Source organism: Desulfosporosinus paludis, from assembly GCF_045689965.1.
GTDB lineage: Bacteria > Bacillota > Desulfitobacteriia > Desulfitobacteriales > Desulfitobacteriaceae > Desulfosporosinus > Desulfosporosinus paludis.
The window spans coordinates 3,012,547-3,035,673 of the sequence record NZ_CP144211.1 but is presented as its reverse complement, the minus strand read 5'-3'; the positions used below and the strand labels follow the sequence as shown (position 1 = coordinate 3,035,673).

Genomic DNA, 23,127 nt, shown 5'->3' with positions numbered 1-23,127 from the left:
GGGGTATAAGCTTATTAAGGGAGAGATCGTACCCCTTCGCCACTAAAACCAGTGGTTAAACTTTTATCCGAATCATATGTTACTGAACTACTGAAGCACCTTCCCATATTCGTCGTACATTAATTTTAAATATGAGAGTTAATATGGAATGCTGATGCAGTGGCTCAGTGACCATTATCCAAAACCAGAAAGGAGAAATTACATGAGAATCGAAAAGTATGGTTCAAAATATTGGGCAGTGTATGATGACGAAGACGAACTAGTATGCCTAACCGTTTATAAGAAAGGCGCTTGTGAGGTGGTCAAAAGGCTTAACACTATAATGATCCGCTAATCCTCCGGTTCAACCAGACCGGAGGATTTCTATTTACCAATGGAATTAAGAGAGAGGAATGATAACCATGGCAAACGTCTTAGTTTCAACTAAAAACATGGCTAAAGAAGAATGGCTGGCCTGGCGAAGAAAAGGAATCGGCGGAAGCGGTGCTGCCGTAGCCTGTGGACTAAGCCGGTACAAATCCCCGGTAGAACTTTGGATGGATAAAACAGGACAGTTAGAGCCACAAGAAGTAACCTCCGAAGCCGCCTACTGGGGAACGCTCCTTGAGCCCTTAATCCGAGTGGAATTCACACAGCGTACCAATCTCCAAATTAAACACCAGCACCAAATCTTACAGCATCCCAAGTATCCCTTCATGTTAGCCAATCTCGATGGTATCGTCACCGATCCTTTTCGAGGAAAATGCGTCTTCGAAGCCAAAACCACGAATGCCTTTAACTCAGCAGATTGGTTAGATCACATTCCCGAGGAATACCAACTTCAAGTCCAGCACTATTTAGCCGTAACAAACTTTGCAGGAGCCTATATTGCCGTACTCATCGAGTTGGAAAAGCGTTTCTGGCACCATATTGAAACCAAGACTACGCCACCTTTCGATGGATCCGATGCTTCCTCTGAATTACTGAGTAGACTATATCCTCACGGAAATAAAGTCAATATAGACCTTCATGGAGACGCTCTGCCATTAATCACTCAATATGAGCAAGCTTCCCAAGAAGAGGAAGCTGCCGAGGAACGTAAGAACGAAGCCGCGAACAAACTCAAGGCTTTACTCGGAGAAAATGAATCCGGGTTCGTTGGGGATAGAACTGTTACCTGGAAGACCATTAGCTCAGAACGGTTGAACACTAAGCTACTCAGAGATGAACAGCCTGAAATTCATGCTAAGTATCTCTCCACCAGTTCAAGTAGACGGTTCAGCATTAAGTGAAAGGAGGTGCATCTATGTCAACATTAAAGTCCAAGTTGGCCTCTCAATTAAGTAAATCTGATTCATTAGACGAATCAGATGAGGAGTCTAATGATTTGGTCTTAGTTCCTGAAACCGTGGAACAGCCCAATTCAACTCCTCTAAGTTATCTAGTGCAAGTGGTCCCAGAATTCGCTCTTACCTTTAATGAAGCTAAACAGCACTTGGTCATGTTGCTATTAGAAATGCATAGTCCTATTGGTTAAAGGGTGCTCACTTAACGAGCACCCTTTACTATTCTCATTAAAAACAAGGAGGCCTGCTTCCATCCATCACCCGCTAATTCCCATATTTTCCGTTCATCTAGAGAACTTCGTAGTGTCTTGCCTGCAATTCTTCGTACCCCATCTGGAAACTGTGAATATTGTTGACAATGTCCGAGCATATGATCAAATGCCTCTATTGCAAGGTCCTCGACAAAAGCCTCCCAACAAGCCGTAATTAACACCACTGCGCTTTTGTTTAGTACTTCTAACCCGAATCTTCTCCCCTGTTTAATACCACCAACATCTGAATGAATTTGCAATAAACGAAAAATATCTGCCCTATTGCTCCAGAAGGCCTTCATTGCGAGAGACATATTTTCCCTTCTTTCTATGTAACTCGATATCGACCAACGCCCGTGACATGAGCCTGACATGATCTGTAGGCTCATGGATCAAGATTGATTAAAGTGCCCTAATTCACAATGAAACCTTCGTTCCATAACGCCAAAACTACATCCATTTGCGAATTATGCTTTTTCTCATTCCCATTCAGAACTTTTTTCCAGAGGACCCTAGAATCATTTAAAAGCGACAGTTCATCTTCAAGCAATTCCAAAGCTCTAAAAGCGTATCCTTTGTTTTTCTTTGAGTTTGTATAAACGCCTGGTGCAATGCCTTTTACACTACCCGTCTCACATAATGCTAAGAAAGTACTTCTTGGGCACCCTTTGCCTTGACCTGATGTACCAGCACCGAAAATTTCTATTGTCGCTTTTTCCCACGCAGCTTCCGGCGTGTCTACGAGCTTTGATTGAATTAACTCAACTGCCAATATTGCTGCTTGTCCGTACTTATTCATAATGACCCCCTGATCAGTTTAACTAACTGATTTCCAAATCTTCTAAGAAATTCAAAGAAGATTCCCAAAGTTCAATTACACTTTATAAATAGCATATTAGGAATAAATTAATTCGGCAAAGAATCAACCTTTCCTAAGACTTCATCAAATTCAGTCTTCTTTTGGCCCAAACGAATAATTGTGCCTACTAGTGACAAGGAGTTAAGTAATGCATACAAAAAGCATGATACGTAGATAAAGAGCACAAGACAGAATAATTCAGGAAATAGACTAACGAGTGAGCTATAGGTAAAAAAAATGAGGATGATAGAAAATAGAATATGTATACCCCATAGCATGCTTGATAAGTAAAACGGGAAAAAAAACTTTACATAAAGATTACTAGAATTTATGAAACTTAAAAAGCTACTATTCAAGACTGATAATAATATAGCTAAACCTGTGATAACTAAAACTATAATCGCAGCATCGATCGCTACAATAACCTTAGAAAGTTCTAGAATCAGCGAGTTTAGCTGGGATTGCCCAATATAAAAAATGAGGTAGAATAATCCCAATGGTATCATTAGCGAAAGAACAAACTCTGGGCACATAATGAGTTTATTCAATCCGAAGGTCTTAAGCATCTTCATAAACCTTAAATCTTCATTAGTCATCCTTAGAGGCTCCTTTATGTTGTTTGATCGCTTTTAGCAGGAACTCATAATAATATCCTACTGCCTTAACTAGCTCTTCATCAGGAGCGTCAATCGTTTGACAAAGTAATTCATTTTCTGAATTAAGTTGTTTACCAATACCTTCTTTGTCAATGCCTTTAAGGTCCAACTTTCCATACCCAGCCACTACCATATTTACAGGTTTTCTGAAGAGTTCTGATTCTGTGTTTAACCCACCTTGAGACTCATAAGCTTGAATAGCTTTATTTGTTTTAAGTAACTTAAGTTTACTATCAAAGTCACTGAAATCATCATCATCATTCCAATTAGCTGGTCTAAGTTCGAACCTAGCATAATGTATAGATTTGAATTTCCTAATCTCTTCTTTAATAATATTAGCTAATGGTATTAATTCACTGTCAATTTCCCCCAAATCGGGCGAATGTGCTAATATAAGTTTTACAAACATTTCGGCAAACTGTAACTTTGAAACTTTACCAACCTTTTCCTCAAAAACTACAATTTCTGTTTCGTAATCAAACACAAAATTACAAGTAGTTGCAACATTTTTAACACTGTCTTCTTTAAGATGCGCAATGGTACTTGCCACATCTAAGATTGTTGCGTTTTGATCTCTACCTCTGCAAAGTACGCCAATGATAAGCTCTCTTTCCTTTATGTAGAGCCTTTGAACATCCATAAGTGCCCAGATCGATTCGTATTCTGTTAAATAATTTTTACTTGTGACAATTCCATCTTTAAAAAGTGGTTTTAACTGTGCCAATGGCTTCGTAAACAGATGCTCAGTAATACTTAACTTAGCTGCATAAAGATGGTGAACCCGGAACTTCATGTAACCCCCCCCCAAACTCCATACCATGCCATAGCCACACCTAAACCGTCAAATATTAAATGATAGCTTTTGCATGCTTAAATGTTTATAATTGCCCTTCAATTCCTACCACCTAGAATTCAACAGTTTCCCTAAATATCCCTGCTTTAATTACAAATATTAGAAATAGAATACCAGATAAGAACACTCCGGTATTCTATTTCTAATATTTGATAAAATCCAGATTATTTATCCGAATAGCTCTTTTGTACATACTTTCCTATTGATAACGTAACTCCTTTGCCATGTTATCATTTCTTGATGTCATACTTTGGCTAAAGTTCATTCCCTTACATCTTTAGCGTGAAACGTCTCACAAATGGCATAACCTCCATCCCACTACCAGGCTGTTGCCTCTTTTAGTTTATTCACAATTTACAAGTACATCGAATTCCGATGCTTCAAGGGATACATTAAGCGTCTAGTCGAGTTTTGACTTTTTCGTCTGCTGGGAAAGTTATGTACCTTATGTTTACCTCATGTTTGCTAAGGTTTCTCCATAAATATCACCCTTAAGTGTCTCAACCTTATACAAGTAAATGCCCGATTAATTTGTATATATTGATTTAGCTATATTCTCCAATACTTGCGTTTCACTCCAAAAGCGCCTGATTTATTTGAAGCAAACCCAAGCTCCATACAATAACGAGAATACTCAATCTCCAAATCTTCTGAGCTATGTAGTTTTAAATTTACAACTTTAGTAATAGCAGGATTAGTTTCCCTTCCGTCCTTTTCATAATTATTAATATGCTTTTGATAGTCGTTGTTTTTATAACCGACAAATCGACTGGGGTAAAATTTTAATTTAGATTGTCGTTCTAATACAACGAAGCAAACTCCTTTTTTTACAAGGCTTTTCGCAAATTCTTTTTGGACAGAATCATTCTAACTAACACGATGAGTCCCTTAGCCCACTATCTTAACTGCATTCTCTTTAATCTGAGTAACTACATCAACAATCTGCTTCTGCTGATTACCCTCAAAGAGCTTAATTAGACTCTGAGGTTTATCAAAAGGAGGTCTCATTAGTTCTGACACATTCTCAATATAACCGTTCTGTACGATATAATCGATCACCTTTTTGACAAAGGCAATTTGCGCCTGGCTTAGTGACTGGTCATTAATGAATTCAGAGAACGCCATACACGCCGCTTCGTATTCTAACTTGGCAATTTTACGCACGAGCAAGCCGAATGGGGTATCCTTAAATTCTCTCTTGTAATCATCGGCCGTACCAAGTTCCCCTGTAAAAATTTGCTCCAAGCTCTCGTAGTCCTTTGCATTAAGTGGCATATTATTTCGCAGCTTATGGATTGCCAGATGGTCTCGGTTTTTCTCAATATAGCGGTTGACCTTGAGTTTATAATCTTTAAAGTCATAAGCAGGAGCTAGTCCTACCCCTTCCTTCAATTCGAGAACCAGATCAGCAAGGTTTGTGTAAATCGGATTCTTAACTCCCTTTTCCACAATAAACTTAATTAGGCTACGTAGCTCCATGCGCACAAATTCGAAGTCTAATATTCCGGAGTTTTCCCAAAATTCGTCAGTATTGATGGTACTGATTAGCACCAGCTTTTCTTTAATCTGAGGAATCGTAGCACGCTCGGATAGAGCCTGGCACAGCCTAATTAGTTGTTTTTTACCTTTTTTAAACTGTGGCATTCCCTCAATCTGGGCAATCATCATACCATACATTAGGTTATCAAAGCGTTTGGCTTCCTCGTCTGTATCATCCATATATACAATCGGGGAAAGGTACTTAATCAGGTTATGTTTTTCTCCATCTGAAAGGCATACAAAAGCATGCGCGTTCTTATACTGTTCAACGTATTGTAGCTGCAATCTCACCGAAACTAGCTCGGTATTCAAAGCATTAATCTGCTGTAATATCGTATCAATCAGCCCAGTTCTTAGGGCTTGATAAGGCTCGTCAATAAAGGCGGAGTGTTGGAGGTGATGAACCATCCTAACTCGCTTCGCAAATATCGCTTCTGAAAGGCTCTGTGCTTCATCGCCTACAATACCATTTTTGTTTACGCGGAAGAAGTCAAAGTTCCCAAGATAGTCAAAGACGATAAAACGGGATTTATCCTGCCCTTCCCCGAACAGATTCTCGCAAAGCCTTGTGCCACGGCCAAGCATCTGCCAAAATTTGATTTTTGATCGAATACGTTTAAATAGTACTAAGTTCACAATCTCGGGTACATCAATACCCGTGTCCAGCATATCCACCGATACAGCAATAATTGGATCTTTATCGGAAATCTTAAAATCATCAATTATACTCTGGGCATAACTATCGTCACAAACCACACGCTTGGCAAAACCGCCATTATAGTGTGGATACAGCTTATCAAACCGTTCAATGATATATTGAGCGTGTTTTTTGTTTTGGGCGAAGATTATGGTCTTACCTAGTCTGTCTCCGCCAGCTACCTTAATGCCTTTGGTCATAAGATCTTCTAATACCATATCGACAGTGGCTTGGTTAAAGATAATTTTATTAATCACAGGAGCGGGAATAGAATCTGGTATTTCGCCGTCTTCATCGGTGAAATCTTCTTCATAGCGGGCCTTATCTTCCTCAGAAAGCTTATCGTAGGTAATACCTTTGTCCAGAAATAAAGTTTTCACTTCAATGTTATAGTAAGGCACTAAAACATGGTCTTCTTCCACTGCAGTTTCATAGGCATAGGCAAAGGTTGGTACACCCTTTTCCATCTCGAAAAAATCGTAGGTGTTATGGTCAACCTCAATCTTTGGGGTAGCAGTTAAACCGACCAATAAGCCATCAAAATACTCAAAGATTGCACGGTATTTCTTAAATATGCTGCGATGGGCCTCATCAATCACAATCAGATCAAAATGGGCTGGGGTAAACAGCCGCATGCCATCCTCACTCTTTACGGAATCGATAGCATTTAGCATAGTTGGGTAAGTTGAGAAAACTATGCGAGCAGATTTTTCATCCTTGTTACTTAACAGATTGCAAAGGGACATATCCGGAAGATAGTTCTTGAAGTCATCCTTAGCTTGTTTGACCAAGGCTGTTCTATCAGCTAAAAATAGGGTATTGGTGATATATCCACCTCTGGATAAGACATCGGTTAAGCTTGAAGCCGTTCTCGTCTTACCAGTGCCTGTCGCCATAACCAGCAAAGACCTTCTATGCCCAGCTTCGATGTTTTCACATACTGCCCTGATTGCTTCCTTTTGGTAGTAACGATCGGTAATTTTATCATCAATGGGGATTTCATTTAATACTTTACGTTCGCGGCGGCGGTTCATCAACTTCTCAAGATCGGATTTAGAGAATATCCCGCTAACCTTACGTTGTGGAGAAGTAACATCATCCCAGAGATAGGTTTCAAAGCCGTTGGTGGTAAACATCATCGGCCGCCTGCCAGTCATTTTCTCTAAACAATCAGCGTACAGTTTAGCCTGCTGAGTGCCGATCTTTGGATCTTTAGCAGTGCGCTTCGCTTCTATAATAGCCAATGGCAACCCATCTCTACCATAGAGCACATAGTCGGCTCTACCTTCTCCCGCAGGGTTAGGCATCCCGTAAAGAGGCACCTCTTCTATGACGTCATCGTCAAATACCCAACCAAGAAGCTTTAGGTCCACATCAATATATTTCTTGCGGGTAAAAAACTCCGAGATATCTTGTGGATTAAAATGGCGCTCATCCTTATGCTGCTCTTTATCAGCGGTAAGTCGGTCGCTCATAGCCTCAATCTTGGCACGCAAAACCTCAATCTCAGCATCCTTTTGCTCAATTAGGCTATCCTTTTCCTTGATCTTGGCTTCGTCGAGGATCACCTTTTCAGAGGGGATATTTCCTTCCTCAAAATGTCGCTCTATGTAGTTCGCACCATAGCAATAATCAATCCACTGCACAAATTCGAACAATGCAGAAAGGGACAGAATCGTATCACTTCTGCTGATCGTCTTGTCTGTATGTACGGCTAGATTACCCAGCTTAATGATATAGGGCAGCTTGCTCCATGTTTGGATATCCATCGCAAATTTGAATGAAGGTTCATGAATTAATGCCTGTAAATTGTCCTTATAGGGCATAGTTATTGTATTATCAGCTGAATACACCCATTTTACTGCGAGTTCAAAGGCCTTGCGGCTACCTACTGAGGCCATTGCGGGAGAGGTGGAAATTACACGCTCTGCTTCGATGCAGGCCTTCGCAAATAATGTGTATTCTGTTTGTCCCTGTAAGAATTCAAAGTTTGCAGGCATTTTAATTCACCTCACTATCATTCGAAATAATCGCTCATTAAGCTGTCAAACAAGTACTGGGTTTCGTCGATTGCCTTTTTCACGAGGGCTTTTTGCTCTTCGATTTTGGTGACGATATCGGCGAATTGGGTTTGTAGAGGAAGAGGCGGTAGTGGAATGATCAATTCTTGAAGCTGTTGTTTAGTAATGGCTTCTCGGGTTGCTCCTCCAGCCCCACCGATAGATAAAAGTTGAATTTGAAAACTGCTACTCGTAAACATATTGTTTATATATTCCGAAGTTGCCTTCTCCTCCTTTAGCCTTACAATCGAAACGTGCTGATTAACCCTTGCTGGAAGCACATCACTAGGAACAATACATGAACGAGCAACGGAAGCTCCTGTTATATTTATCAATACATCTCTCTCATTAACTATAACATTATTTAACTGTTTAGCTTGCTCACCATCCAGATGGGCTAATTGCTCATACTTAAACTCTCCATTATGAACATTCATGCTTCTGATCAAGCATATACCTTCGTCTTTATAACTTTCTTTCCCACCTCTTGGTGTAGCACCAGAACCAATCTTTGTCGTAATATCAATCAACCTCTCAACCATCCACCCCTTCTCATTGGTCACAGGGTCGCCGAACATATCGTAAAAGGTGGATTTGATAAGGTTGTCCAGCTCTGCAAGCTGCTGCTTGCGCATTGCGAGTAGCTCTGCGGCGGTGTCTAAGGTTTTGGCAATTTGCTTTTGGATTTCGAGGGGGGGAGGGGGATGGACGTTTCTCTGATATTTTTCAAATGAAGATTAGGAACACCTATCCCTTTAAGTTCTCTATTGAATTTACGTTTTGTTATTGGGTTATTTATAGCGTATAGCAAATACTCAGATAAAATCACTTCTCTTGGTCGTAACAAAGCCAAACTAACATAAATATCGAATACACAGTCTTTATCAACGACTGCTGCGACTCCTGTCGTACCGTTTTTAGCCAATAAAACATCACCGAATTGTGGTGCCATTCTACTGTAAAGCTGTTTATGAAGTTCCTCTGGTATATACTTTATATCATCCCAATCAATTTTCCCTGTTGTTACATTTTTAGATGATAAAAACATATACCCTGTCTCAGAATATTGTGGGGTTTGATGTGTCCCATCAGTAATAAGTGAACAAACATCATTCAAAGAAATCATTTCCCACTTACCCACCTATAAGCCCCCTCAACTCTTCCATTTTAGAGGCAATATCATTGCTCAGCTTATCAAGGCGCTCCATAATCTCCACAGGAGAATCGTACTCGACCTTTTCATAAACAACCTCTTTATACCGGTTAATCGATAAATCATAGTCATTGGCTTCAATAGCAGACTTATCAACGAAGAAGCTCAGTTCGGTGGGCTTACGATCAGCTTCCCCCTCAAGGTTATGAAAACGAGCAAGTATATCTGGAATATCATTGGCCTCAATTGCAGAACGTTTATCGTCCAGAGAAAAACCATCGGCTTTCATATCGTAAAACCAAACTTTATCGGTGCCGCCTGCGCCAGTTTTCGTAAACACAAGGACGGCAGTGCTAACTCCTGCATACGGTTTAAATACACCGCTGGGCATGGAAATAACCGCCTGTAGTTGATGGTTTTCTACCAACTCTTTACGGAGGGCTTTGTGTGCGTTGGTTGATCCAAATAAAACGCCATCGGGGACAATACAAGAGCAACGCCCGCCCTTGCGAAGCATCCTCAAAAAGAGGGCTACAAATAAAAGCTCTGTCTTCTTGGTATTACAGACTGCCTTTAAGTTATCGTTAATACTCTCGGCATCCACAGTACCAGTAAAGGGTGGATTAGCGAGGATAATATCATAAGCGGAGACAATACTGTTCTGCTTGGATACGCTGTCCACATAGTTGATATGAGGCTGGGTAATAGAGTGAAGCATCAGGTTCATGGCAGATAGTCTCAGCATAGTTCGATCAGTGTCCAGACCTGTGAACATCTCGCCCGAAAAGTGATCCCATTGCTCAGTTGTCATTTCGGCTTCATAATTTTCTCGGATATATTCTGCAGTTGAAACAAGGAAGCCAGCAGTGCCACAGGCAGGGTCACAAATTTTATTGTCTGGGGTTGGGGCAAGCAACCGCACCATCATATCGCGAATATGCTTGGGTGTTCTAAACTGACCATTTTGCCCTGCCGTGGCCAGCTTACCAAGCATATACTCGTAAAGGTCACCTTGCATATCTAGATCTTTAATATCGTGTTCATAAAGTTCATCTAAACCCGTGATAATCTTTTGCAAAACCTGAGGGGTAGGAACTAAAAACATAGCGTCCTGCATATAGCGTGAAAAAGCGGTAGTGTTTTCCCCGTTCATCGCTTTGATAAAGGGGAATACTTTTGTACCGACTATATCATAAATCTCGCGGGAGTCTTTGTTCTTAAACTTGCTCCACCGCATGGCTTGCCCATTTTGATCCGGCGGAAAGATCTTGGGCATTACTTCGTTGGTTAATGCCTCTAAGCTCTTATTCTCCTGTTCCTTTACATCCAAGGAACGGATAAACATTAAATAGGTAAGCTGTTCTATAACGGTTATGGGGTTGGAAATACCCCCAGCCCAGATATCCGTCCATATTTTATCAACCTTGTTGCGAATTTCTCCTGTTAGCATCTAACCTTTGCCCCTACCTCTTATATTTTGTTACACATTGGCTGTCCCTCAATTAGGAGCAGTATTTATTAGTTTTATACTTTAATCCACTACTCAGACTTGATTATACCATCTCATCAAGACAATTGTGGTACCAAATATATTTTCCACGACGGATCCCAATGTCCACTGCTTATCTTCGACACAAAGCAACTATTCCCTCTTCTATTGCCAAAGATGTCGAGATTTTCAAATCCTTGGTATAATTATAGATAAGAAATACCTTATCGAGGGTGGTTACAATGAATAAAAAAGAACTATTCTTTTAATCATGGCACGGAGAGCCTGGTAAACGCAAACACTTCTTGACCACCTACTGTAGAGAAGGCTTCACATATAGTTCTAAAACAGGTTTAAGGTTAGACATCCCTAGGTGCCCAGACTGGTTTGGCGATTGGAATGGCGGTTGTATTGATCTGAAGCCACGTAAAACGCGTAACTGGGCTCCAAGGAGAAAGAAGTTGATATAGTGAGCCAATTGAAACTTTCTGTTACTTCCGTAAGCCAGTATCTAACCCTGATTTTCATGGGCACCAGCGCATATTTAGCTATCTGCGTACTCATTGGGGCTGCAATTTAAAACATCATCTTCATTTAATTGCTAAGAAAAGTGCTGCTATTGTTACTTTGATTCCTTCAATAATATAGACATTACAAATTCAAAAACCGCCGTCATGGCGGTTTTTCATTAGGATGACATGACTATGATAACTAAGGGCTAAGTTTGGTCCTTCGGCTATCTTTAGATCGGTTTTTCTCTATAATGGGCTCCATTCTATGACAATGATCGTTGTGGAAAATGAGAATTACCCGATGATGATGATTTGCTTAGGGATCAGATTAAATTTCTAAATCTAAGTTTTGATCGAAACGGTTGTACTAAGAGGATCCTAATTACTGATAACACAAAAAAATGCACTATTGTCCAATTCCCGCTATAATTAGATTAAGCGATTAAAAAAAAGTGGCAAGAGAAAACTTTACGGCTCAAATCTTGCCACAAAAACACATTATTTAGACCGGTTATTATAAGTCGTCAATAGAGACATCCTCCTCCGAGTTTCCAGGTCCGGGCGACAGTATCATTGACCCGTAATTTCTAGCTGCAGCATCGGCATTAGCTTGGTTTACCTCAGAGGCCTCGTCAGGTATATCAAGCAACCTAATGCCGTGCACTTCCGAAGTTCCACCTGAACCACTTCGACGTGGCTTTAAACCTAACTCAGTCAACTTTTGCGAGAAGAGATTACTCGCTATCACGTATTCCCCGAACTGATTGCACCAATTTTTAAATACTCCATACAGATCGGAATATCGGACTCTTGAGTTAGTTCTTCAACTTCACATTGTCTCCCCACCCAGAGTACTTTTTGAAGAAATGCCCGAGATGCCATTCGTAGTCTTTAATTGTTCGTGATGATACTCCTTGAGTCATTTTAAAAGTTAGAAAATCTTTAATACATTCTTTCCAATTAGTATACTGCGGTTCCATTTTAATCTTTAATAACCTAGCCATTTAAATCCCTCCAATAAAAATTTGGAAGGAAAGACTTGATCCTCGGCCTAGTCAAAATTTACCTGTCCAATGCTCACGTAGGGGCCTCGGCTTAACCAAAAAAGGGGTTCAGAATTCCTTTTAGGAAACCCTGAACCCCTTGATATCTCATATGGAGCGGACGACGAGATTCGAACTCGCGATCCTCGGCTTGGGAAGCCAATGCTCTACCGCTGAGCCACGTCCGCATTTAGAACATTCTACTCGAAATAAACAAAGAATTTTTATCTTCTAAATTGACTATAAACGAGCTTCGGTCATTCGTCAAGACCTAACAAAATAAAGTGGTGCCTCAGGACGGAATCGAACCGCCGACACGAGGATTTTCAGTCCTCTGCTCTACCGACTGAGCTACCGAGGCAAATAGTGGTGACCCGTACGGGATTCGAACCCGTGTAACCGCCGTGAAAGGGCGATGTCTTAGACCGCTTGACCAACGGGCCTTCTTTCCTTGCGTGGAGCCAAAGTCTTGTATTGACCAAACCTCGCTCACAGATATGAATTTTACAGGAAAGCTTGATTGGTGTCAAGTACTCTTACGAGAAGTTATTTTTTATGACTTACCCTATTATTTAAATCGAGCTCACTCGCTTGTGAGGTCCATCTATTGGTTGTAGGCTCATAAGTTCATGCTTAAAACCAATGTATATCCGTTAGGAAATTTAAATATTGAACTTGCTCAAGGCTGCTTGCAATTCATCGGCCATTGTAGCTAAGACTTTGCTCGATGAAGCGATCTCTTGAACGGAGGCTGATTGTTCTTCTGTCGCCGCAGACACTGTCTGGGTTTGATCTGTGATATCCCGACTTGTCTCAAAGACCTCGTTCACTGAGGCAACTATTCGTTCATTGCCCTTCGCCATTTGTTCGATCTCTTGAGAAATTTCTTCAACCTGTGAGGAAACATCGTAAATTAAAGCTGAAATCTCGCTAAAGGCCCTTCCGGCTGTTTCGGCGACTTCAGTGCCTAGTTTAACCTGATGGGTTCCTTCGTTGATCGATAAGACAGCGTCCTGCGTATCCTTTTGGATCTCATGAATTAAGGCTGCTATCTGTTGGGAAGCTTCTTGGGATTGTTCGGCCAGCTTACGAACTTCATCAGCAACCACTGCAAATCCTCTTCCTTGATCCCCCGCACGAGCAGCCTCAATTGCGGCATTTAGGGCAAGAAGGTTTGTTTGGGCAGCAATTCCGGATATAGTATCGACAATCTGTCCGATCTCTTTGGAACGCTCTCCTAAATTCTTGACTACTTCTGCGGATCCAGTCACGGTTTGGTCAATCGTCATCATCTGTTGAATTGTTTTTTCGATAGCCGAACTCCCTTCAGCAGCTGAATTGGCCGTTTTTTCAGACGAATGAACAACAATCTTGGCATTTTCCACCATTTGCTGAATTCCAGCCGACATTTGTTCTACAATGGCAGAGGTTTCGTTCATGGCATTTAGCTGTTTATCCGCTCCTTTGGAAACCTCCATGATAGCCACAGCCACTTGGTTGGACGCTTGGGCGGATTGTTCCGCTCCAGCACTGAGCTCTTGAGAGGATGAGGCAACATGAGATGCGGACGCAGACACATGCTGCACCAGTTGGATCAAGTTTTCGGCCATCGTTCTGAATGCCCTGCCCAGCTGGCCTAATTCGTCTTTAGAGGTATTATCGAACTTCTTAATATTCAGATTACCATTGGCAATTTCTTCGGCATTTTCCGCCACTGCTATAATCTGCTTCGAAATATTATTACTTAACAAGGTTCCTAACACTAAAGAAATTCCAAAGGCTAGGATCAGAGACAGAATAGTATAGGTAACACTACGTTGTCCTTTTTGCCGAATTTCTTGTTGTTTAGCCAGCACTAGCTTATCCATATCATCGACCCAATTGCCTGTGCCAATCACCCAATTATAGGGTTGAAACAGCAAGGTGTAACTTCTTTTAGGCAGGGGTTCCTTCTCATTTGGCTTGGCAAAGGTATAATCTGTATACCCTCCACCCGACTTCTTACCATTGGAGATAAATTCTTGAACAAATAATTTGCCATTGCTATCCTTAGAGTTAAAGCGGGATTTGCCTTCAGATTCTGTTCTTCCGAGAAGTACTACATTTATTCCATCCGTTGTGTCAATCCAAAAGTAGTTTTCCTGGTCGTAACGCAAGTTCCTGACGAGATCTGCGGCCTTCGTTTTAGCTTCTTCAGGAGTAAGCTCTCCCTTTTGCTGCCTGTTGTATGTATCTTGTACTAAACTATAGGCCGTTTGGACTTCCAGCTTAACATTCCGGTCAAACTGTTCATATAAAGTCGTCCGATATTCGGCAATGTTGGCTTGTTCCGACGTAATAACAGTATAAATATTATACCCCCCAAGAATGAGTCCCATAACAAACGTCGTAATCACTAATAGGAGAAGAATCCGATACTTGATTTTCGTCAAAATCTTACAACCTCCTTAAATATTAGTATAGATTTGATTACAAAAACAAAATCGCCATTCCAGACAGGCATGGCGAAGAAACCTTGGTTGGTAACTCGGCCATCATCATCCTTTCATGGAAGATCCGTAGTTTTGCGTCCCCAGCTTTCGCTGGGTTTGCCTTTTTCAAAACTTTTTTATTCATTTTTCTGAAAGAGGATTTTTTGAGTATCTGCAAACCATGAAGCGAATCATCTTATGTAATCATTTATTAAAAAAGGCGTAACTAAACATACAAACAAACATTTGCTGTCCAATTACGCCTTTATCGCAACACTAAAACTGTAATTCTTTTGAAGAATGGTGAGCCATCCGCGACTCGAACGCGGGACACCCTGATTAAAAGTCAGGTGCTCTACCGACTGAGCTAATGGCTCCAAATGTCTGCCTTCGGGTTTAAATATTACAGGAAAGCGATAAATGTGTCAAGATTCTTTTTTTTACAACATAAACTATCTTTCATAACTTATCTAAAAAATCGTTCCTCGTACAATAGTTTGTTCCCGGCCTGGACCAACGGCAACTAAGGTCGCAGGAACACCCGTCAGCTCTTCAATCCGCCGAATATAATTTTGCGCTGCTTGAGGCAGTTCCTCAAACTTACGTACATGCGTCAAATCTTCTTGCCAGCCTGGCAATTCTTCATAGACTGGCTGACAAAGTTTAAAGATCTTTTGACTTTGGGGGAATTCATAGATGACTTCCCCATCAACCCGATAACCGACACAGATTTTTAAGGTTTTAAGCCCTGTAAGGACATCCAGTTTTGTTACTGCAAAATCAGAAATTCCACTGACACGTGCTGCATAACGAGCAATTACTGCATCAAGCCAACCACAGCGACGAGGCCTTCCTGTTGTTGTACCAAATTCATGTCCGTTAGTACGCATTTCTTCCCCGGTCGCATCTAGAAGCTCTGTTGGGAAGGGTCCTTCTCCTACGCGAGTAGTATAGGCTTTAATAACTCCAACGACCCGGTTAATGCGTGTTGGTCCAACGCCTGCACCGACGCACGCCCCCCCGGCAATCGGACTAGAGGATGTAACGTACGGATAAGTCCCATGATCGATGTCCAACAATGTCCCCTGCGCACCTTCAAAAAGCACTTTTTCCCCAGCCTGAATGCACTCGTCGATTGCCAAGGAGCTATCTGCAACCATTGAGCGAAGCTTTTCGGCATACCCTAAGTAGGTTTCATAAATATCTTCAAATTTCAAAGCTTCCTTACCATAGACCTTGACGATAAGGTTATTCTTTTCTGTCAAATTGCGGCGGAGTTTCTCTGCAAACTCCTCCTTGTCGAGGAGGTCGATGACACGAACGCCGACGCGCGAAGCTTTATCCATATAGGCCGGCCCAATGCCTCGCTTAGTGGTGCCGATTTTATTATCCCCACGGGCCTCTTCTTCCAAGCCGTCAAGGACCAAATGATAGGGCATGATCACTTGGGCGTTACTGCTGATCAGCAGCTTACCCGTTTTGATTCCTCGTTTTTCCAAATAACTTAACTCCTCAAGCAAGACCTTGGGATCAATTACAACACCATTGCCGATAACACAAGTTTTATCCTGATAGAGAATTCCCGAGGGAATAAGGTGCAGCTTAAATTCCTCTCCATTGGCCACGACGGTATGCCCGGCATTATTGCCGCCCTGATATCGAACAACCATATTCGCCTTTTCCGCCAAAAAGTCTGTGATTTTACCTTTTCCTTCGTCTCCCCATTGAGAGCCAATTAAAACAACAGCAGCCATTAATGATTCCTCCCATCTCTCGATCAAACATCCCTAAAATGTAAATTTCCCAAATTGAGACATTCTACTCTAAACCCATCCGTTTATAAATATCATCCACATGCTGGAGATGATAGCTCAAGTCAAAAAGACCTTTAAAATCCTCTTGGGATAGATAGTTTGTAATTCGCGGATCTGCAGAAACAACCTCTATAAAATCTTGCCCTTGCTCCCAGGCTTGGAAAGCATCCTGCTGAACCCAAGCATAGGCTTCTTCGCGCATACAACCATGCTCCACGAGAGCCAGGAGCACTCGCTGGGATGAGGTTAACCCATAGGTTTTTTGCAAATTACGTTTCATTTGCTCCTCACGAATCGTCAAGCCTGAGATGATACGGGTCATCTGCCTCAACATATGGTCTAAAAGCAAGCAGCTATCCGGCAGGATGATCCGCTCCACAGAACTATGGGTCATGTCTCGTTCGTGCCAAAGAGCAATGTTCTCCATTGCGGCTAGAGCATTGCCTCGCAGTAACCTTGACATTCCGCTCACCTGTTCGCAGACAATCGGATTGCGTTTATGGGGCATAGCTGAAGAGCCCTTTTGCCCTTTGGCAAATGGTTCTTCTACCTCAAGGATATCTGTGCGTTGCAGATTGCGAATTTCCGTAGCGATCTTTTCCAAAGAACCGCCTATGAGTGCAAGCGTCGTCATGAAATGAGCATGCCGATCACGCTGCAGGATTTGATTGCTGACTAAAGCCGTTGTCAATCCCAAGTAATTGCAAACCGCTTCTTCCACCTCCGGTGACACATTGGCATAGGTTCCAACCGCACCTGATATCTTACCGACGCTCACAGAAGAGATCGCTTGATCAAGGCGTTCCTCTTGGCGATCCAGTTCAGCAATCCACAAAGCCAGTTTCAAACCAAACGTCAAAGGTTCAGCATGAATGCCGTGTGTCCGACCAACCATGACCGTGTATTTGCTTTCCACAGCCCTCTTGACCAAGGCCTCGCGCAAAGCACGAAGATCCCTCTTCAACAAATGACCAGAATCCCGCAAGACAAGGCTTAGGGCGGTATCTTTCACATCCGACGAGGTTAAACCAAGATGCAGGTATTTCCCTGCCTCTCCTATTTCCTCTACAACTGCTTGTAAAAAGGCAATAAGATCATGCCTGACGATCTTTTCAATTTCTAGGACTCGCTTAGGGTTAACCTTCGCTGAACGTCTGATTTCCTCCATAGCCTCTTGAGGAATCTCCCCACGCGCTGTCATGACTTCAGCGACCGCGAGTTCTACTTCTAACCAACGTTCATATTCGTAGCCATCCTGCCATAGCTTTCCCATTTCGGGGTGTGTGTATCGATCCAACACCAACCTTCGCCCCCTGTTCAGTGAAACTACAGATGAAGATAACCTCATCTGTAGTTATGATCCTTTATTCTTTGGACACAATGTCCCGCGCGACAACAATTCCTGTGGTCGAGGCCTGCATCAATCCTCGCGTAATCCCAGCCCCATCGCCAATGGTATACAAGCGAGGAATTGCTGTTTCAAAGTTCGTCTTAACTTTAACCTTGGAAGAATAAAATTTAACCTCCACTCCATAAAGCAGCGTATTTTTAGAATACATGCCAGGCGCAATTTTATCAAAAGCCTTAAGGGTTTCTGTTAAAGAGGTCAGATACCGCGCAGGCAACACATAACTGAGATCACCCGGTACCGCAGACTGAAGTGTCGGAATCGTTGTCGACTTACGCAGGCGACTGTCCGACGTTCTCCGGCCTTGAATAAGGTCACCCAGACGCTGTACCATTACGCCGCCACCTGTCAGCATATTGGCCAGCCTCGCAATATATCGGCCGTATTCAATGGGTTGATTAAAGGGTTCTGTAAAACGAGTGGAAACTAACAAAGCAAAATTTGTGTTTTTGGTCTTTTTTGCTGCATCAGCATAGCTATGCCCATTTACGACGGCTATTCCGCCATCATAATGCTCTTCAGAAACAACTCCGCCAGGATTAACACAAAAGCTTCGGGTTTTAAGATCAAACGTATCCGAATAGTAGACAAGCTTGGCTTCATATAATTCCTTCGTCAAATGGTCCATGACTGAATTAGGGACTTCCACACGTACTCCGATATCCACTTCGTTATTTTCTGTGACGACTCCTAAACGAACTGTTTGAGCTGCAAGCCAATTAGCCCCGCCTCGGCCAGGCGCCGCAACCACATAACGAGCGGATACTTCGTCAAGTTCAGGTTCATTTCGACGTTGAATGGTTGCTCCGTGAGCCCCTTCAGGACCAGCAAGGATATCCTTGACCTCGGCAAGCTCCCAAAAGGTTGTATTTGTTTTAGTCATTAAATGGTGATACATACCCTTTAAAACATCATAAGCCAGCTCCGTCCCCAGGTGACGCACAGGACAATGAATTAGCTGGATATTATGTCTCGAGGCGTCGTATTGGATTTCCTCAACACGGCGAGTATCCAAGCCATATACCGTTTCTTGAGCCCCAAAGTGACGGTAAATAGAATCAGCATAATCAATCAAAGCTTGTGCTTCATCTTCCCTCATATATTCGGTTAACCGACCACCCACAGCAGGACTCAAGGATAGTTTTCCATCGCTGAAAGCTCCTGCCCCGGACCATCCTCTGGTAATGGCACAAGGGTTACACCCTGCACAAACTCCTGCCGTACGAGCCGGACATTTCCGTTTTTCTATCGTTCGCCCGCTGTCAACAATCAGAATTTTCAGGTTTTTATTATGCTTCGTAAGCTCTAAGGCCGTAAATATTCCGGCTGGACCCGCTCCGATAATTAAGACATCCACTTCATGTTTCATGGTATCCCCTCCGAGAGCATTTACTTTTTGCAGCAAGAAGAACCTCTCATCGCAAACAATCTCATCTTAACAATCCTCCATCTTATTGTCAATGCAATAACCGAACAATAATCATGAATACACGATAATCATTCGGTGCGAGAACTTTTAGACTTTTCTTTAAATAAAATAGAACTAGCTTAGATAAGGCTTTGCAAGAATTCAAAGAAACCATTACCTCACTTAGGCCCTGGTAAAAGATGCCAAGCGCCCTTAAACCACGGATGGCAAGAAGGGTCCGCCCGTATCTTTCATAATATGTATAAAAAATCCCCCGGTTCATCGTAGAACAGGAGGAAGTCGTTATATTGCTTGATGCTGCCGATCAAGGTTGACGAATTTCGTAAATTCTTTAAGGAATCCTAATTCAACAGTTCCAACAGGGCCGTTGCGATGTTTGGCGATAATTAGTTCTGCTATCCCTTTTTTTTCTGATTCTTGATTATAATATTCATCCCTATAAATAAAGGAAATAACATCTGCATCGGCTTCGATAGCCCCGGATTCTAAAAGGTCTGACATAATCGGCCGTTTATCCTGACGTTGCTCAACCCCCCGGTTCAGCTGAGATAAGGCAATTACCGGAACCTTTAGTTCACGGGCCAGCCCTTTAAGCGTTCTCGAGATCTGGGCAACCTCTTGTTGTCTGCTTTCTGTCCTTTTCCCCACGGATAACAATTGCAGGTAATCAATAATTACCATCCCTAAATCATGTTCTGTTTTTAAACGCCGTGCTTTCGAACGTAACTCTGCTAAGGAAATTCCCACAGTATCATCAATAAAAATTGGAGCATCGGACAAAGGACCAACTGCGCGTGTAAGTTTGGGCCAATCCGCATCCAGCAATTCTCCTGTTCTCACGCGTTGCTGATCGACCATTGCTTCCCCACAGAGCATTCTTTGCACCAACTGTTCCTTGGACATTTCCAAGCTGAAAATAGCCACCGGAATCTTAGCCCTAACGGCGGCATTTTGAGCCATGTTAAGAACCAGTGCCGTTTTCCCCATGGAAGGACGTGCGGCGATAATCACAAGGTCCGACGGTTGCCACCCTGAAGTCATACGGTCCAATTCTGTAAAAAAAGTAGGAACACCCGTCAGATTTCCTTTATTGGCATAAAGATATTCGATTTTCTCAAATGTATCTAAGAGAACATCCCGAATCAGACTAAAGCCGTCTTTAACCCGTCTTCGAGAGAGATCCAGGATTAACTTCTCTGCCTCTTCAAGTAGGGTTTTAGCCTCTTCGCCCGGCTCATACCCGCGCTCAAAAATACTGCTTGTCACCTGGATAAGCTGGCGCAAAAGAGCTTTTTCACTAACAAGCCTGGCATAATAATCCACGTTCGCCGCCGAAGGAACGGAACGAGCAATTTCAGAGATTGTAGCAATCCCGCCAACCTGCTCCAGACGGCCCTGTTGACGTAAGATTTCAGCAACACTGACAAGATCAATCGGATCTCCTTTTTCGAAGAGATCCCTGATGGCTGAGAATATTAAACGGTGATTATCCCGATAAAAATCTTCTGGCTGAAGCAATTCAAAGACAGAACTTCCGGATTCAGGCTCGAGCATCATAGCACCCAAGACGGATTGCTCGGCTTCCAAGTTCTGTGGCGGAACTTTTAGTAGTTCCATATCCTTTTCTCCTCCTGGTCCACTCACACTCAATAGCACTTAAAAAACGTGCTTTATCGCTTCATCAATCGTACTGACACCCACAACTTCAATGCCACGCAAACTTTGCGGTACATCAGCCATGTTATCCAGAGGAATGATGACTTTACGTACCTCAGCCTGCTTAGCTCCAAATATTTTCTCGTAAATTCCACCAACAGGTTTGACTTTGCCTTGGATGGAAATTTCCCCAGTAACGGCAACATCTTGGCGTAATGGACGTTGTTTCAAAGCACTGTATATCGCCAGAGTTGTCGCTAGTCCTGCTGAGGGACCATCAATTTTGGCACCGCCAACAACATTAACATGAACATCATAGTTGCGTAAATTCTCCCCAGTCAGTTCACGAATCACTGCCGTAGCATTAAAGACGGCATCCCTGGCCATGCTTCCTGCTGTCTCGTTAAAGCGTACCGTCCCTTTCTCATCTTGACTCAGAAAGGCAATCGCTTCAATTTCTAAAACAGAACCTAAAAAGCCAGCAACCCCAAGCCCTAGGATTCGACCGATTTCTAAACCGGTCTGTGCTTTGCGAAAAACATACGGAGTAAGTCGTGCTGAGCGCAGAACTTCTTGAACATCTGAACATGTAATTCTAATATCCTCTTGATTGGAACTGCGGAACCTTGCTAAGCCGTAAGCATCCGTAAGAATGCTGTTTGCTTTTCTTCCTTCAATAACATATTCGCTGATTAACTCGGGGACATTGTCTTCTAAGGCAACATCCAGTTTAAGGGCGGCTTGTCGGATAATATGTTGAATGTCTCTCGGTTCGAGAGGAACGAAAAAGACTTCCGAACAGCGGGAACGCAACGCGGGATTAAGCTCCATAGGGTCACGCGTGGTAGCTCCAATAAGGACAAAATCCGCAGGTGCCCCCTCATCAAAAATTTTCTTGATCCATTGAGGAACTTGAGGGTCACTCGGATCATAATAGGAAGAATCAAAGGTTACCCGCTTATCCTCCAGGACCTTAAGCAATTTATTTAAAAGCAAAGGGTCCATATCTCCAATTTCGTCAATAAACAGTATTCCTCCGTGGGCATCACTCACCAAGCCCATTTTAGGCTCTGGCACCCCGGTATCTGCTAGATCGCGCTTTGATCCTTGATAGATTGGATCGTGGACAGATCCCATTAGAGGGTTCGTTACATCTCTAGGGTCCCAGCGCAAGGTCGTCCCATCGACTTCAACAAATGGAGCCCCTTTAGCGAAAGGGGAATTCGAATGGCTCTTGACCGTCTCTAAGGCTACACGAGCGGCAGACGTCTTACCCACTCCTGGAGGACCGTAAATCAAAATATGCTGTGGGTAGGGCGTCGCCAGCTTGGCTAAAAGTGCTTGCACAGCACTTTCCTGCCCAATAATTTCTCCTACTGTCTGAGGCCGGAGCACTTCAGCCGCTGAACGGTTAAGGGAAACCGTATTCATTTTTTCGAGAATCGCCAGCTTTTTAAGAGTTTGGGCATTTTCAGGTCCGGCAGTTTCCTGAAGAACCTGGATTTTAATTTCTTTGACATAATCCTCATGTCGTTCCTGCATTTTCTCTGAAACAACCCGTTCCAATCGTTCTTCTATGGAACGACGGGCAATTAGTTCCGCAATCTGATCTTCGATTTCGTCTATGATTTCAGGTATCTCCTGTAGCATCGGAAGTTCCTGAACTGTCGGATCATCCATCACGATTTTTCGCAGCCCGGCGACACGTTCAGCAAGGCTTTCTGAACGCATCAACGTGAGTGCTTCTAGTTTACTGGCTTTAAGCACTAATTTGTCTGCTCCATAGAAGTTTGCAATCAAACTATAAAGAGCCTCGACTTCTTTGCCCCATTCCTCCTCATCAAGCAACCGATCTCCAGCATTTGTATGATTCAGCCATTTTGTCAAAATCCCTTTCATCAGGGGTCCCCTT

Annotated in this window: 18 protein-coding genes, 4 tRNA genes and 1 riboswitch; of the genes, 2 read left to right on the top strand and 20 right to left on the bottom strand. The window is 42.7% G+C overall.

Translation table 11 applies throughout. The features are described from left to right. Nucleotides 1–401 precede the first annotated feature (401 nt). Both VZF35_RS15285 and VZF35_RS15280 read left to right on the top strand, forming a co-directional pair. Nucleotides 402–1,271, top strand: a complete 870-nt coding sequence (locus tag VZF35_RS15285) for a YqaJ viral recombinase family protein (protein ID WP_407306142.1) — start codon at nt 402–404, stop codon at nt 1,269–1,271. Between the two features lie 14 nt (nt 1,272–1,285). Continuing rightward, a complete protein-coding gene (locus tag VZF35_RS15280; RefSeq protein WP_407306140.1) occupies nt 1,286–1,516 on the top strand; it encodes a hypothetical protein in 231 nt (76 codons plus the stop codon). 11 nt (nt 1,517–1,527) lie between these two features. On the opposite strand, the gene VZF35_RS15275 is transcribed toward VZF35_RS15280, so the two are convergent. The 20 genes from VZF35_RS15275 to lonC form a co-directional block, all read right to left on the bottom strand. Further along, entirely contained in the window at nt 1,528–1,890 is a 363-nt protein-coding gene (locus tag VZF35_RS15275) for a HEPN domain-containing protein (protein ID WP_407306138.1), read from the bottom strand. A 98-nt stretch (nt 1,891–1,988) separates the two neighbouring features. Further along, entirely contained in the window at nt 1,989–2,375 is a 387-nt protein-coding gene (locus VZF35_RS15270) for a DUF6979 family protein (RefSeq protein WP_407306136.1), read from the bottom strand. 107 nt (nt 2,376–2,482) lie between these two features. Then, on the bottom strand, nt 2,483–3,031 hold the full coding sequence (locus VZF35_RS15265; RefSeq protein ID WP_407306134.1) for a hypothetical protein: 549 nt from the start codon (nt 3,029–3,031) through the stop codon (nt 2,483–2,485). Beyond that, nucleotides 3,024–3,884, bottom strand: a complete 861-nt coding sequence (locus VZF35_RS15260; RefSeq protein ID WP_407306132.1) for a hypothetical protein — start codon at nt 3,882–3,884, stop codon at nt 3,024–3,026. The genes VZF35_RS15265 and VZF35_RS15260 overlap by 8 nt, the downstream gene beginning before the upstream one ends. A gap of 948 nt (nt 3,885–4,832) precedes the next feature. Beyond that, on the bottom strand, nt 4,833–8,180 hold the full coding sequence (locus VZF35_RS15255) for a DEAD/DEAH box helicase family protein (RefSeq protein WP_407306130.1): 3,348 nt from the start codon (nt 8,178–8,180) through the stop codon (nt 4,833–4,835). A 17-nt stretch (nt 8,181–8,197) separates the two neighbouring features. Further along, entirely contained in the window at nt 8,198–8,875 is a 678-nt protein-coding gene (locus VZF35_RS15250; RefSeq protein ID WP_407306128.1) for a restriction endonuclease subunit S, read from the bottom strand. A 23-nt stretch (nt 8,876–8,898) separates the two neighbouring features. Then, a complete protein-coding gene (locus VZF35_RS15245) occupies nt 8,899–9,381 on the bottom strand; it encodes a restriction endonuclease subunit S (protein ID WP_407306125.1) in 483 nt (160 codons plus the stop codon). Further along, nucleotides 9,374–10,843, bottom strand: coding sequence for an N-6 DNA methylase (locus VZF35_RS15240; RefSeq protein ID WP_407306123.1), 1,470 nt, complete (start codon nt 10,841–10,843; stop codon nt 9,374–9,376). Before VZF35_RS15240 ends, VZF35_RS15245 begins: the two co-directional genes overlap by 8 nt. Nucleotides 10,844–11,908: 1,065 nt before the next feature. Continuing rightward, entirely contained in the window at nt 11,909–12,112 is a 204-nt protein-coding gene (locus tag VZF35_RS15235) for a hypothetical protein (RefSeq protein ID WP_407306121.1), read from the bottom strand. Between the two features lie 97 nt (nt 12,113–12,209). Then, on the bottom strand, nt 12,210–12,398 hold the full coding sequence (locus VZF35_RS15230; RefSeq protein ID WP_407306119.1) for a hypothetical protein: 189 nt from the start codon (nt 12,396–12,398) through the stop codon (nt 12,210–12,212). A 152-nt stretch (nt 12,399–12,550) separates the two neighbouring features. Then, a tRNA-Gly gene (locus tag VZF35_RS15225) sits at nt 12,551–12,625 on the bottom strand. Nucleotides 12,626–12,722: 97 nt separating this feature from the next. After that, a tRNA-Phe gene (locus tag VZF35_RS15220) sits at nt 12,723–12,798 on the bottom strand. A 6-nt stretch (nt 12,799–12,804) separates the two neighbouring features. Next, a tRNA-Glu gene (locus VZF35_RS15215) sits at nt 12,805–12,880 on the bottom strand. A gap of 219 nt (nt 12,881–13,099) precedes the next feature. Then, nucleotides 13,100–14,869, bottom strand: coding sequence for a methyl-accepting chemotaxis protein (locus tag VZF35_RS15210; RefSeq protein ID WP_407306117.1), 1,770 nt, complete (start codon nt 14,867–14,869; stop codon nt 13,100–13,102). 86 nt (nt 14,870–14,955) lie between these two features. Beyond that, nucleotides 14,956–15,040, bottom strand: a riboswitch (cyclic di-GMP riboswitch). A gap of 169 nt (nt 15,041–15,209) precedes the next feature. Next, nucleotides 15,210–15,285, bottom strand: a tRNA-Lys gene (locus VZF35_RS15205). A 93-nt stretch (nt 15,286–15,378) separates the two neighbouring features. Beyond that, entirely contained in the window at nt 15,379–16,662 is a 1,284-nt protein-coding gene (locus VZF35_RS15200; protein ID WP_407306115.1) for an adenylosuccinate synthase, read from the bottom strand. 64 nt (nt 16,663–16,726) lie between these two features. After that, a complete protein-coding gene (gene purB, locus VZF35_RS15195) occupies nt 16,727–18,025 on the bottom strand; it encodes an adenylosuccinate lyase (RefSeq protein ID WP_407306113.1) in 1,299 nt (432 codons plus the stop codon). Between the two features lie 61 nt (nt 18,026–18,086). Beyond that, nucleotides 18,087–19,499 (bottom strand): NAD(P)/FAD-dependent oxidoreductase, encoded by a 1,413-nt coding sequence (locus tag VZF35_RS15190; RefSeq protein ID WP_407306111.1) that lies wholly within the window; start codon nt 19,497–19,499, stop codon nt 18,087–18,089. 342 nt (nt 19,500–19,841) lie between these two features. Further along, on the bottom strand, nt 19,842–21,176 hold the full coding sequence (gene dnaB, locus VZF35_RS15185) for a replicative DNA helicase (protein ID WP_407306109.1): 1,335 nt from the start codon (nt 21,174–21,176) through the stop codon (nt 19,842–19,844). A gap of 39 nt (nt 21,177–21,215) precedes the next feature. Further along, nucleotides 21,216–23,114 (bottom strand): Lon family ATP-dependent protease, encoded by a 1,899-nt coding sequence (gene lonC, locus VZF35_RS15180; protein ID WP_407306107.1) that lies wholly within the window; start codon nt 23,112–23,114, stop codon nt 21,216–21,218. Nucleotides 23,115–23,127: the final 13 nt, after the last annotated feature.